Raw genomic sequence first — 13413 nt, forward strand, 5'->3', positions numbered from 1 at the left:
AAATGTAGCTCTCCAACGCCCACAATCCCTCTTGCTGCCCACCTATCTCGGGGATTTTGGGCCAAAACCGCCCGAATGAGGAGCGCAGGCCCATTTACGGGCAGCCATTCCGTTCACATTTACGTTAGGCTCAAATGACCCTCGGGATGTAGAATAGGGCGACGATCTTCGTTTCGGCCAGCAGCTCCCGCCGGATTTGGCAATCCGGCGGCCACGGCGAGGATTTGGCAATCCCAGCCGAGCAAATGGTCCAAACGAAGATCATCACCTAGAATAGCGTATGACGCAGCATCCCAGGAGGAGCACATGGAATCTGAAGCCATTGCCCGCTTACAGACCAAAGAAGCGGGGGAAGCCATCATCGAACGTATCCAGCGCGATTTTCAGTTGGCGCCGCTGGTGGCGCGCACCTTGCTCGAGCAGTTGCGCCGTTATGACGAGGACTACTATCCCCAACGGCGTGAGAACGGCCAGTTGACCTACCTGGCCGTGAGTAAGGCCAGTCCGGCGGGCCAGAAGCTGACCGCATGCCAGCGGGTGGCCGTGAAGTTGACGTTGCACAGCCCGGATGATTTGATCGCCTTGGGCACTGGCGTCGCGGCGCTGCGGCAGCAGCGGCTCTTACGGCTCACCGAAGAGGCTGAGGCGCAAGGCGGGCTGCTCAGCCACGAAGACCTGGCCTGTTTGCTGTGCAGCAGTCTGGCGACGATCAAACGCGACGTGCATGAACTGCGGCAGCAAGATCTGCGGGTCCCGACACGCGGCCAAGTCAAAGACATCGGCAAGGGCGTCAGTCACAAGGTGCAGATCGTCGGTGATTATCTCGCCGGTTACACCTTCAGCGAGATCGAGCGTCGGCGGCATCACAGCATCGGCGCCATTCGGCGCTATTGCGACGACTTCGTGCGCATCATCCGCTTGCAGGCGCAGCACTTGGATCGCGCCGCCATCCGGAGCGCCACCGGGCTGTCTGAACGCCTGATTCAGGAGTACCTGACGCTGTATCAACAATGCCCGGCGGCCAACGACCGCTTGCAGATCCTGCTCGGCACGCCCGACGCGGCCACGGCCACGCCGGCCGAGATTAAAAGGGGGCGTTTGATCCCATGAAAACCCAAACCAGTACGCCTGAAACGCGCTGGGCCAAACGCTCCTTGCACCAGCAGTTGCTCCACAAGTTCCTCAACGAGTACGGTTACGAGCGCGGCCCCGTCGTGGCGCACGCGATCATCGCCGATATTCTGACGCTGGTGGAGCAGGCCTACGCTACCGATCTGCCGCCCCGTCATGTCTACTGGCCCGCGGTGGCGGTGGCATCGGGGCCACGGGCAAAACGCCCGAGATTCGCGACCTGGTGCATGTCCGCCTGCACCTGGTCACCGACGCAGAGGTAGCGCTGCTCAGTGCTGATCAGGGCGTCGATCAGCCGCCGGCGCGCCGCACCTTCAACCAGCAACGCTTTGTCCGCTGGTGTCAGGAGGCGTATGACCAAGGGGGCGTCCTGACCCTCTTGGATTTGTCGTTGCTCAGCGGTCTGGCCGAGTCCTACGCGGGTCAGTTGCTGCGCCAATATGAGCAAGAACATGCCATGACCGTGCCGATCCGTGGTACAGTGCATGATATCGGCCCCTCGGTGTCGCACAAGGCCGAGGTGATCCGCCGTTATCTGCGTGGGCAATCGCCAGCCGACATTGCCCGCGAACTTAACCACTCGCAGCACGCCGTAGATCGCTACATCAAGGACTACGAAGTCACCCGCACCCTCGCGCAGAAGTTCCCGCTGCACGAGATTCCGGCGCTCGCGAAGCACGCCGCGTCACTCGTGCGGGAACACGTCCAGTTGATCCGCGAGTATGAACCCAACTTGGTCTTCTACTCGCCTGAACCGGCGGTGGCCGCACAAGCGGCCGCCTGAGCGCCCCGAGGCTCATTTGACCTTATTTGGAATTCCTGTTTCGCCATACCCCCCGTTGACGCACCGAAGCATGATTTGCCGCAGACGGCGTGACATGCCCAACCCGTAGGTCACGCCTCCGGCGTGACGACGCCCTCCGCCACAGGGCTTGCTTCCTTTGTCCAACATCGTCCGGCCAGGAGGCCGGACCTACAGCGGCTTGCCCGACGATGGATGGACCAGCCAGCCAGCGCAAGGGGATTCGGCGCCCAGGGTCTCACGTCAGCTCGCGGCCGCCGGTGATGTTGTAGGCCTGCCCGGTGATGAAACTGGCCTCGTCCGACGCCAGCCAGGCCACCAGGTGCGCCACATCCGCGGCTGTGCCCAGGCGGCCCACGGGGATGCGGGCGACCTGGGCTTGAACCACATCCTCGTAGGGTCGGCCCGTGACCTGCGCTTCCAACTGCAACCCCCACTGCTTGAACGCCGTGTCAATGTCGCCGGGCAGCACCGCGTTGACGGTGATGCCGAACGACGCCACCTCCTGCGCCAACGATTCGCCCAGCGCGATGATGGCCGCCTTGCTGGCCGCGTACGCGCTCATGTAGATCCGGGGTCTGCGCGCGGCCAGCGACGACATGTTGATGATGCGCCCGCCGCGGCCGCCCTGGATCATCGCGGGCAGCGCGGCCTTGCAGCACAGGAATGTACCGGTGGCGTTGATCTCCAGCGTGCGTCGCCAGGCCTCTTCGGCCATCTGCGCCACCGGCGCCGGGCCGATGGTCGCGCCCGCGTTGTTCACCAGGATGTCAATGCGGCCAAAAGTTTGCATGGTTGCGGTGATCATCTCTGCCACGGACGCCGCCTGCGTCACATCCACGCGCAGCGGCAGGCAACGCACACCGAGAGCCGCAATCTCTTGCGCCACGGCCAGCATCTCCTCCCACTGCCCGGAACCGCCGTGCAGCAGCGTGGATGGCGGCGCCGCCAGGTCGGCAAGGACGAGATGCGCGCCCTCTGCGGCCAGGCGCTGCGCCACCGCCACACCGATGCCGCCCCGACGCCCGGCCCCGGTGACAATCGCGACTTTGTCTTGAAGGTTCATGGTTGTTTTCTTGTTCCCCCGCCTGTCCCCCGCTCATTGGGTGGCTAATCGGTGGCCCGGTAGACCAGGGAGCCGAACTCAAGCAGGCCGGGCGGCGCCATGTTGATCTCCGGGTCCACCATGACCTGGATGAGCGTGGGACGGTCGGCTGCCGCGGCGCGTGCCAGGGCCGGCTGCAAGCCATCGAGACTGGTCACCATCTCGCCATGACAGCCGAAGGCGGCGGCGATCTGGTCATAGCGGATGCCAGGAGACAGCTCGGTTTCTACGAACGCCGGCATTTGCGCCATCATCTGCGACGAACGCTCCATGCCCCAGCCTTCATCCACGGCCACGATGACGATGATCGGCGCGCCGTGACGCCGCGCCGTCTCCAGTTCCTGAATGTTGAAGCCGATGGCGCCATCGCCCGAAATCAGGTAGACTGGGCGTTCGGGCGCGGCCAGCTTGGCGCCGATGGCATAGGGCAACCCCGTGCCCAGGTGACCAAACTTGGCCGTGTAGAGATAGCTGCGCGGCCCGTAGATGGGATGATAGCTGGCGCACCACAGGCTGGTATTGCCGCCGTCCTGCACCATGATGCTGTCACGTGAGAAGAACTCGCGCACGGCCTTGACCATCTGCCCGGAGTTGATGCCCTGCCGACCCGGCCGTAGAGCCTGCGCCAACTGCGCCTGCAACTGCGCCGTGGCCCGGCCGTAGACGGCGAAACCGTCGTGCAACGGCCGCGGCGCGGTCTGGGCTTGTACCTGCACCAGCAGCGCGGCCAGCGCGGCCTGCGCATCGCCCACAATGCCCACATCCACCGGGCGGTTGAGGCCGATGGACGCGGGGTCCGCGTCCACGTGAATCAGGGTGGCGCCCTCAGCCTGGCCCCACAGCGGCGGCTTGCCCCAGGCATCCAGCTCGCCCAGCCGTGCGCCAACGACGAGCACCACATCGGCCTCGCCGCGCGCCGCGGCCAGGGCATCCTGGTTGAGGATGTGGATGTACTGCGGGTGATCTTCGGGGACGACGCCGCGTGCGGCCAGGGTGGTGGTCATGACCGCGCCCAGGTGTTCGCCCAGGGCGTTGAACGCCGGCGCGGCGCCGGCCCAGGTGACGCCGCTGCCCGCGTGCAGCAGCGGGCGCTTGGAACCGGCGAGCAGCGCAGCAGCTTTAGCCAGCAGCGCCGGGTCGCCTGGCCCCAGGCGGCCGACGCGATAGGTGTCTGGCGCGTAGATGGGGGCATCGGCATCATCACCGGTCCCGCGCAGCAGGTCTTCGGGGATTTCGATGTAGACCGGGCCGGGGCGACCGCTGGTGGCCATGCGATAGGCCTTGCGCAGCAGCTCCGGCAGGCGCCGCCAGTCGCGCAGCCCGGCCGCGAACTTGGTGACAGGGCGATAGAAATCCACCAGGTCGAGCACCTGGAAGGCGCCGCCGCGGTCGGGGTCAATGATGGTGCGCCGCCGCTGGCCGGTGATGGCAATCACGGGGCTGCCCTCGGCATAGGCGGTGGCGATGCCGGAAACCATGTTGGCCGCGCCAGGGCCGATGCCGCCGATGACGACGCCTGGCTCGCCCCGGATGCGCGCCCAGGCTTCGGCCATGTGCGCGGCGGCCGCTTCGTGACGAGCCGACACGAAGCGCATGTCATACGCTTGCAGTTTGGTGAGGAACGAATTGTGACTGCCATCGAGCAGTCCGAAGATCGTGCTGACTCCCTCGGCCTTGAGGCATTTCAGCAGTAATTCTCCACCGGTCATCTGAGTCATGAAAAACAAACCTCCATTTGGATTTTTTTGCCACGAATTTCACGAATTTTCACGAATTGTTTTTTGTGTCAATTGGTGGAATTCGTGGCAGAGAATGTGTGGGTTCTTTGCCACGAATTTTCACGAATTATTTTCGTGTCAATTGGTGGTGGCATAGGCGGCGGCGGTGGCGCGGCCGCGCTCTTCGTTGACGAAACGCAGCATGAACAGGCCGGCCGCCAGGAAGACGGCGATGGACAGAATGGCGATGCGCTGGCCCATCTGCTCGGCGCTGGTCACCGCGACGCCCTGGCGCTCATACCAGAGCGCGGCTTCGGCGGCCAGCCAGCCGTAGACGGCCGGGCCGATGAAGGATGAGGTGCGCCCGACAATGGAAAAGAAGCCGTAGAACTCGCCGCTCTGCGCCGGGGGCGTCAGCGCACCCACCATGGTGCGGCTGACAGACTGCACGCCGGCCATGGCGATGCCGGCAAAAGCGCCGATGATGAGGAAGCCGGTCTGGGTCTGGTTGAAGTACAGCCAGATGACGACCAGGATCATCATGCTGATGGACAGGGTCAGCGTGCGCTTGCAGCCGTAGCGGTCGGCCAGGATACCGAAGAAGTAGGCGCCGACCACGTTGGTCACCTGGACGATGATGACGAAGACGATGAGCATGGTTTGATTCATGCCGAAGAGGACCGCGCCGATGATGGCGGCAAAGTCGAGCGCCATGATGATGCCGTCATCGTACAGCAGCACCGCCAGCATGAACTTGAGAAACTCGCGGAACTGGCGTGCGGTGCGGATAGTGCTTTTCACCTGCTGCAAGGCCATGCTGAAGTAAGTCTCGCCCGCAGGGAGCTGCTGCGCCCGGCCGCGCTCGCGCAGCCACAGGAAGATGGGCACGGCGAAGACGGCAAAGAAAAGTCCGGTAATGACCAGCGACACCCGCACGATGAAGGCGCCCTTGATGAACACGATCAGGGGCAGGATGATGAGCAGAATCACGACGCCGCCCGCGGAGCCGATGGCCCAGCCGGTGCCGGAGACGCGGCCGATCTCGGCCGGCGCCGCGATCTCGGTCAGCAGGGCGTTGTAGAAGACCTGCGCACTGCGGTAGCCGATTTCGGCCAGGATGAAGAAGATCATGCCCATGACGATGTCGCCCTTCTGCACGAAGAAGAGCAGACTGGTGAACGCGCAGGTGATGGAGGTGAAAATGAGCAAGAAGCGTTTCTTGCTGGCGGAAAAATCAGCGATGGCGCCGAGGAAGGGGGAAAGAATGGCGACCACGATCATGGCGATGGAGATCGAGAGACCCCACAGCCGTGTTCCCTCGGCGCCGCCCACCACTTCGTTCTTGAAGTAGGCGGAGTAGACGGCCAGCAGAACCACGGCGGCGTACGACGAGTTGGCAAAGTCGTACAGGTACCAGGCCCAGCGTTCGCGGTTGGTGGACAATGGTTTCATCACAGCACTCATCAGCAAAGCTCCTTTCTACACGACTCAACACGACGACGGCTTGTTGCGCCCGCAGCCTGGCAGTTTACGCTTCCGCGGTGGAGGCTGCCAGCCCCTCGAATGCAACCTTGATTGAACGGGCCTGACGTTTGTCCAGGGCGGTGGCAAACGCCTGGCGATAGGCGGACAGGGGAAAACGATGCGTCAACAGGGGATCGGTGCGCAGATCACCGCTCTGCAGCCAGCGCAAGGCCAGGTCGAAGGTGGAGATCTCCTCGCCCTGCCAGGAGACGATGTCATGGCCCACCGCGCCCAGCAGATTGACTTCCTGGTACCAGACGGGGGTCAGGTCCACGTTCATGCGGTGCAGGTTGACGCCCACCAGGACCACGGTGCCACGCGCGCGCGTCCAGCGCAGGGCGTTGGTCAGCGTGGCGGGGATGCCGACGACATCGAAGATGATGTCGAAGCCGCCCAGCAGCATACGATTGCCAGCGCGACCGTGGTAGAGACGAGCGCCGGTGCGCGCGGCCGTCTCAGCATAGCCATCGGCCTGGGCCAGAAAAACATGATCGGCGCCGCACGCGCGCGCCAAATCGGCCTGCCAGGGGAACTCGGCCACCGCGCTGATGGCGGCGGCTGGCTGCACCGCGCGCAAGACCTGGATGAGCAGGAAGCCGATGGCGCCCACGCCGAGCACCAGCACCTGCTGGCCCGCCTGCGGCAGGCAGCGCCAGGCGGCGTGAATGGCGACGGCGGCCGGTTCGGTGAAGATGGCTTGCTCGTCGCGCACGGCCGGCGGCACAGGCACCAACGTGCTGGCGGGGGTGATGAAGGTGTCGCCAAACCCGCCGCCGATGGGGTGATGCTCGCGCGGCTCGGACGCGCGCTCGCACAGCACGCGGTGCCCACGCGCGCAGGCCGGGCAGCGGTCAGGCAGGCCGCGGGCGGCGCAATCATCCGCGCGACCCCAACGCACCACCCGGTCACCAGGCTTGAATTGGGTCACGGCCGGGCCGGCCTCGATCACCTCGCCCACCATCTCATGGCCCAGGTAGATGCGGCGGTGCGAGGGCAAGGCCACAGGCGCCACGTCCAGGCTGGCATCCAGGAAGATCTGATGCAGGTCACTGCCGCAGATGCCGCACAGGCGATTGCGCACGCGCACCCAATCGGGCCGGGGCAGGGGCGGGTCGGGCAGAGTCAACAGGCGCAGGGGAGAGGAGCGGGCAAAGAAGGCCGCGGGGCTGATGCGGCTGAGCAGTTGCGTCAGCACAATGCGGGGGATGTCCATGTCTATCACCAACGTCTGCATGGTCAAACCTTTCGTGACAGTTCCTGCGCAATCAACACCAGGCCGGTCAGCAAGATCATCACGTTGAGGACCTGGCGAAAGCGGTCATGATCGAGTCGGCGATCCACCTGTGCGCCCAGGCCGACGCCGAGCAAGAGGGCTGGCAGGCCGATCAGGTAATGGGTCCACACCGTGGCGGTGAGATGGCCGGCCACCAGGTGTGAGGCGATCACCAGGGCGCTGCTGAAGAGAAAGAGCGCCTGCAAGATCGAACGGAACTCGTTGCGCGGCCAACCCTGCAGCGTGCCATAGATGATGACCGGCGGGCCGGGTGTGTTGTAAGCGCCGCCCAACAGGCCAGCCAGGAAACCGGCCAGATAAACGCCCGCGCCGGCCAGGACGAAGGCGCTGCCGGCGCGCGCCCGGCCGTTGGCGTCAGGCTTGTAGGGGCGGGGGTGAGCAGCGGGCGCAGCAGGGAATTAAGGGCGTAAAGGATCAGCACCGCGGCCAGAATTAGCTTGACCACGGTTTCGTTGACCGTGGCAACCATCCAGATGCCAAGTGGAATCCCACAGGCGGCCGCCAGGGCCAGCCGGGTGACGGCATGCCACTGCAGCGCCTGCCGATAGCGCAGGAGGTTGACCGCGTAGAGGGTGAACCCGGTCATGGCGACCAGCGGCGCGGCGATGCGTACGCCCATCACCCCAGGGGCGGCCACAGAGAAGGCCAGCGTGGCCAGGGGCATCGCGAGCAGGGCAAAGCCAAAACCCGAAATTGTCTGTAACAGCGCGGCAAACAAGACGATGACGGCAAAGAGAATGGTGGTCATACACCTCTGGCCTGGCCGGTGTCCCGTGCAGGTGGTAATCGCACGGGCCTGACGACATGGGGACGTTGCAAACAGTGTACCATAAGATGTAGGAGACCGCTATTTTCGGTAACGGGTGTTGCCAGTAATGCCAGTAAAGAAGGATTGAAGTTTTCCTGACTCTGTGCTAGAATGGAGTCCGGTCCTTCCCATGATACTTTGATCTCTGTTCTCTAGCCCTCACTCACTGCTCAACGAGGAAGACGATGAAACTGGAAATGATCTCGAAGTACCCACTCGCCAACCCGCGATCAACGCCCCTGCTTTTTGTACATGGAGCCTGGCATGCAGCCTGGTGTTGGGATGTTCATTTTCTCGATTACTTCACTCGACATGGCTTCGCGGCTCACGCCGTCAGTCTGCGCGGACATGGAAACAGCGAGGGACGCGGCAATTTGCGCTGGACCCGAATTGCCGATTACGTCGAAGATGTGGCAGCCGCTGCGTCACAATTGCCCAGCCCACCCGTTATCATCGGTCATTCCATGGGCGGGCTGGTGGTCCAAAAGTATTTGGAGAATGCCCTCGCTCCGGCCGCGGTCTTATTGGCTTCCGTGTCGCCGGCCGGTGTTCTAGCCACGACACTCAGAATCGCCAGGCGCCATCCGGTAGCCTTCGCCAAGGTCAACTTAACGCTGAGCCTGTTCCCCCTGGTGTCCACTCCCCAGCTGGCGCGCGAGGCTTTCTTCTCGGAGGGCCTGGGGGATGAACAAGCGCAGACCTATGCGCAAAGGCTACAGGACGAGTCTTATTTGGGCTTTCTCGATATGCTCGTGTTCAATCTGCCCAAACCGGGAAAGGTCAAGACGCCGGTGCTTGTCCTGGGTGGATCGAAGGATACCATTTTCAGCCCCGCCGAAGTTGAGGCAACAGCGCGCGCGTACAACACGCAGGCTGAAATCTTCGCGGGTATGGCGCACGATATGATGCTGGAGCCGAACTGGCAAGCTGTTGCAGATCGAATTTTGGTTTGGCTGACAGAGCGGGAGTTGTGAACACCAAATGATCGAAATCCTTCTCGCCAATCCCCTCCTCTTACTCTTTCTCGTCGGCGCAATTGGCTACCCGCTGGGCAGCATCAAGATTGGCGGCAGCAGCCTGGGCGTTGCGGCGGTTCTCTTCGTCGGCCTGGCGTTCGGCGCGCTGCATCCCGATATGAAATTGCCCGAACTGGTCTATCAGTTGGGGCTTGTGGTCTTTGTCTACACCGTGGGCCTGAGCAGCGGCCGCCAGTTCTTCGCCTCATTTCGCCGCCGCGGCCTGCGCGATAACCTGTTCATTCTCGTCATGTTGATCTTTGCCACCGTTTTGGTGGGCGCTGTGGGCACGGCGCTGCGCCTGTCGCCGGGCGTCACCACGGGCATGTTTACAGGCAGCTTCACCAACACCGCCGCGCTGGCGGCCGCCCTGGAATACATCAAGAGTGCGGCGTCACCGCAGTTGGTACAACAGATGCTGGCCGAGCCGGTCATCGGTTTCTCCCTCACCTACCCCATGGGCGTCATCGGCATGATCCTGGTCATCACCGTGCTGCAGCGCGTATGGAAGATTGATTATGCCGCCGAAGCCAGCCGCGTGCATGACGTCGCGGCCAGCAGTCGGCGTCTGGTCAATCGGACTATCCAGGTGACGGAGCCGGCCGCAATCGGTGTCACGATCGCTGAGCTTTTGCAGCGCCAGCATTGGGACGTCGTCTTTGGACGGCTGCAGCGCGAGGAGAAATTGACCATCGCCGCCGCGGACACTCAACTGCATCTGGGCGACCTGGTCAGCGTGGTAGGCACCGCGGAGGAACTTGACAAAGTGGCGGCCAGCCTGGGCCTGGTCAGCGAAGAGCATCTGGAGCTTGACCGCGGTGAGTACGATTTCCGGCGCGTCTTCGTCTCCCGGCCGCACGTGGCCGGGCAGCGTCTGCGTGACCTCAACCTGCCACAGCAATTCGGCGCGGTGGTCACCCGCGTGCGTCGGGGCGACATCGAACTGCTGGCCCAGGATGACTTAATCCTGGAATTGGGCGACCGCGTGCGCGTGGTGGTGCGGCGCGAAAATATGGACGCGATCACGAAGTTCTTTGGCGATTCCTACAAGGCGCTGAGCGAAATTGACATTCTGCCGTTCAATCTCGGCCTGGCGCTTGGCATCCTTCTGGGCATGTTGCCCATTCCGCTGCCAGGTGGGGTGACGCTCAAGCTCGGCATTGCCGGCGGGCCGCTCATCGCGGCTCTCATTCTCGGCGCCATTGACCATACCGGCCCGTTGGTGTGGAACCTTTCGTACAACACCAACCTGACGCTGCGCCAGATCGGCCTGGTACTTTTCCTGGCCGGCGTCGGCACGCGCTCCGGTTACGCGTTCGTCAGCACGCTGCAGCAGGGCGGCGGCGTCACCATCTTCATCGCCGGCGCGTTGCTCACCATGCTGATCGCCTTCCTCACTCTGTGGATCGGCCGCCGCGTCTTCAAGATTCCCATGGGGCTGCTGCTCGGCATGACGGCCGGTTTGCAGACACAACCGGCCGTCTTGGGCTATGCGTTGCAGCAAACGGGCGATGAACTGCCCAACATCGGCTATGCGGCCGTCTACCCCATCGCGCTGATCAGCAAAATCCTGCTGGCGCAGATCTTGCTCGCCGTCCTGTTGCGCCTGTAGCCGGAGACTTTTTGGGGCAGCCAGCCTGCACAAGGGGAGTTTCACGTCTCCTGTGCGCAAAAAGGCGATTGACAGGGCCGATGGGGGGTGTTATACTGACGATGTGAGACGCATCAGCCGTCCGCACTGGTTGACTTGTCAAACCCATGAACGCTTCGAGAAGGATTTCATGGCCCCTAACCCACCAGGTGAAACACGCAGTGTATGGCCTCTGCTGGCGCTCGCCCTTGTCAGCGGACTGATCACCATGGTCCTCTCTGCGCCGAACGGCGACGCCACCCGCGAGGCCGGCGCCGCCGGCGACATGAGCCGGCTGCTCTTCAACTCGCCCATCCAGACGCCCCGGCCGATCGGCGTCATCACCGATGACGCCCTGGCCCGCGTGTTGGGCGAGCGCCGCTATGCATACCCCAAGCCGACACGTATTGGTACTCTCACATCCACCCCGCAGAGGACTGCCACCGTTACTCGAACACCTGACGGTATTCGTACGATTACGCCACCATCTGCGGTGATCTTGTCGCTGCCACAGACAACTCACCTCACTTATCTTCCACATGTCAACGTTTTCTATGGCTGGAAAGGGGTTGGCAATGCCATCGAAGAAGGTCAGCATTGGTCGGACACCTCTCATCTCGACAACTTCAACCTGGGCTGGTGGTACGACTGGGGAGACGACAGCAGTTATGGCGAGTATGATCGCCTCGGCTTCGTGCCGATGGTGCGGTGCGGATTCTTCGGGAATTCCACTGACCCCTTGCGCGCGCTTGTTGCGCTGCATCCGGGACGCACTTGGTTGGTCTTCTGGGACCCCTACTCCCACCCCTTCGCGACTAGATGTGCGAAACTACCTGATGAAGCCGATGGCTGGATTCATGGGGTCATCTGAGAATCCTGGTTATCTCCGCCTTGCCTGGTTCAGTGTGGCTTATGGTGATGCGCGAACGCGCTTGATGGAAACCGAAGCAACCGGCACGCCGCCTTATCGGTTGACGATCTTAGGAAACGAATGGGCCAGTTACGACCCGGCGTGGCCGCCAACACCAACGATCACGCCAACGCATACACCAACGCCGTGAAGGGAGGCATTCAATGCGACGAATCAGGATGCTGATGACGATGTTTCAATGGATCACGGTTTCATTCGTCATGGTTTCTAGCGGCTGGGTAGAGGAGGTGTTGTCCGGTGCAGGGTCAGACGGCGCGCATTCCACGTTGCCGTTATGTTCGTCTGTTCCATATTCGTATTGGAGCAATCTCGTGCCTTCTCCAGTTTACGAGGAAGATCGCATGCTCTTTTTTGTCTACTCGCCACAACTCTGGCGCAGTCGTGACAACGGCGCTACCTGGCAGATGATCTATCATGCATCAGTCATTGGGGAAGAAGCCTACGACCTTGCTGTCGTTCGTGCGTCTGGAGATGCAGACGTGACGCTCTACATTCGACATTGGCATAATCGGCGTAAACTATACGGTTTCGTGCGCAGTACGGACGCAGGCATCACCTGGCAAGAACGCACAGCTTGCGATCCGTATTGCCAAGGGGTGTTTACCACGGATCGTGCAGAAACGATCTTTGCGGTTCGCGCTGAGCCATTGTTCCCCACCGAATCCGGTTCGGGTATTTTGCGCTCTGACGACGGCGGTCTGAGTTGGCAGGCGGTGTGGGACGCTACCAACGCCTATTTCTTGTATGTGTCGCCAACGTTTGCCGAAGACAGCACTCTGTATGGCCTGGCGGATTACCTGATAAGATCCACGGATGGCGGCATGACCTGGCAACGGCCTGAAGAAGATCCAGGGCCAGCCTACCTGGTGATATTTTCGCCGAACTTCGCCCGCGATCACACGGTGTTTGGGGCGCAGGTGCAGACCTTGCTCAGGAGCCAGGACGGCGGTTGGACCTGGCAACCGGTATTTGGTCTTGGCGGCGAAGCTCATATAGCAGACCTGGATCTTTCACCCAATTTTGTCGAAGATCGCACGCTGTTCATTGCGACCGAAAATGCTGTGCTGGTATCCTACGATGATGGCGCGAACTGGTCGGTCATCGCGAGCGGTGTGCAGAAACCACGCCTCGATGTCAGGAGGTCGGCAGGTGATTCCAACCAGGTTGCACCGGGTATTGGCGGTCTGCGCCAGCAGGGGAGCGGTCCAGAAGGTGTCGCGTCGCCTGCGGTCCGTGCAACGTTCAGTCACCAGGCTTACTTACCTTTGGCCGGCAAGACTGGGCTCCGTACCCGGCCGTTGAGCCTGTTTCTTTCGACCCAGGCTGGCAGCAACCTTCACTACTATCATTCAGACGACGGCGGGTTGACGTGGAACTGCCTGAATGCGCCGCCGGTGTTTTGACAGAAACCCGTTTTCTTGGAGAAAACGGGTTTCTATCTGAAAAGGACTCGA

The 13413-nt window shown here is 62.4% G+C and carries 13 protein-coding genes; 7 read left to right on the forward strand and 6 right to left on the reverse strand.

Translation table 11 applies throughout. The features are described from left to right. Positions 1-306: 306 nt before the first annotated feature. The 3 genes from IPM84_03250 to IPM84_03260 are packed head-to-tail and all read left to right on the forward strand — an operon-like array spanning position 307 to position 1915. Positions 307-1110, forward strand: a complete 804-nt coding sequence (locus IPM84_03250) for a DUF1670 domain-containing protein (protein ID MBK9091788.1) — start codon at positions 307-309, stop codon at positions 1108-1110. Continuing rightward, positions 1107-1394 carry a hypothetical protein gene (locus tag IPM84_03255; GenBank protein ID MBK9091789.1) on the forward strand — a complete coding sequence of 96 codons (288 nt, stop codon included), beginning with the start codon at positions 1107-1109 and terminating at the stop codon, positions 1392-1394. The genes IPM84_03250 and IPM84_03255 overlap by 4 nt, the downstream gene beginning before the upstream one ends. Further along, positions 1355-1915: a DUF1670 domain-containing protein gene (locus IPM84_03260; protein ID MBK9091790.1), complete on the forward strand. Its 561-nt coding sequence runs from the start codon at positions 1355-1357 to the stop codon at positions 1913-1915. The genes IPM84_03255 and IPM84_03260 overlap by 40 nt, the downstream gene beginning before the upstream one ends. Positions 1916-2171: 256 nt before the next feature. On the opposite strand, the gene IPM84_03265 is transcribed toward IPM84_03260, so the two are convergent. The 6 genes from IPM84_03265 to IPM84_03290 form a co-directional block, all read right to left on the reverse strand. Next, positions 2172-2999 carry an SDR family oxidoreductase gene (locus IPM84_03265; protein MBK9091791.1) on the reverse strand — a complete coding sequence of 276 codons (828 nt, stop codon included), beginning with the start codon at positions 2997-2999 and terminating at the stop codon, positions 2172-2174. A gap of 44 nt (positions 3000-3043) precedes the next feature. Beyond that, positions 3044-4756 carry a thiamine pyrophosphate-binding protein gene (locus IPM84_03270; protein ID MBK9091792.1) on the reverse strand — a complete coding sequence of 571 codons (1713 nt, stop codon included), beginning with the start codon at positions 4754-4756 and terminating at the stop codon, positions 3044-3046. 138 nt (positions 4757-4894) lie between these two features. Further along, positions 4895-6208 carry an MFS transporter gene (locus IPM84_03275; GenBank protein MBK9091793.1) on the reverse strand — a complete coding sequence of 438 codons (1314 nt, stop codon included), beginning with the start codon at positions 6206-6208 and terminating at the stop codon, positions 4895-4897. Positions 6209-6284: 76 nt separating this feature from the next. Further along, entirely contained in the window at positions 6285-7514 is a 1230-nt protein-coding gene (locus IPM84_03280; GenBank protein MBK9091794.1) for an alcohol dehydrogenase catalytic domain-containing protein, read from the reverse strand. A 2-nt stretch (positions 7515-7516) separates the two neighbouring features. Further along, complete coding sequence (locus tag IPM84_03285; protein ID MBK9091795.1) at positions 7517-7759, reverse strand: hypothetical protein; 243 nt, start codon at positions 7757-7759, stop codon at positions 7517-7519. Then, positions 7723-8322, reverse strand: a complete 600-nt coding sequence (locus IPM84_03290) for a sulfite exporter TauE/SafE family protein (protein ID MBK9091796.1) — start codon at positions 8320-8322, stop codon at positions 7723-7725. The genes IPM84_03285 and IPM84_03290 overlap by 37 nt, the downstream gene beginning before the upstream one ends. Positions 8323-8579: 257 nt before the next feature. On the opposite strand from IPM84_03290, the gene IPM84_03295 reads away from it, so the two are divergent. The 4 genes from IPM84_03295 to IPM84_03310 all read left to right on the forward strand — a co-directional run bounded on the left by IPM84_03295 (position 8580) and on the right by IPM84_03310 (position 13362). After that, a complete protein-coding gene (locus IPM84_03295; GenBank protein MBK9091797.1) occupies positions 8580-9356 on the forward strand; it encodes an alpha/beta fold hydrolase in 777 nt (258 codons plus the stop codon). 7 nt (positions 9357-9363) lie between these two features. Then, positions 9364-11010, forward strand: coding sequence for a transporter (locus tag IPM84_03300; protein MBK9091798.1), 1647 nt, complete (start codon positions 9364-9366; stop codon positions 11008-11010). A 169-nt stretch (positions 11011-11179) separates the two neighbouring features. After that, on the forward strand, positions 11180-11899 hold the full coding sequence (locus IPM84_03305) for a hypothetical protein (protein ID MBK9091799.1): 720 nt from the start codon (positions 11180-11182) through the stop codon (positions 11897-11899). A 230-nt stretch (positions 11900-12129) separates the two neighbouring features. Beyond that, a complete protein-coding gene (locus IPM84_03310; protein MBK9091800.1) occupies positions 12130-13362 on the forward strand; it encodes an exo-alpha-sialidase in 1233 nt (410 codons plus the stop codon). Positions 13363-13413 lie beyond the last annotated feature (51 nt).

The organism is Candidatus Amarolinea dominans (genome assembly GCA_016719785.1).
In the GTDB taxonomy this organism is placed as follows: domain Bacteria; phylum Chloroflexota; class Anaerolineae; order SSC4; family Amarolineaceae; genus Amarolinea; species Amarolinea dominans.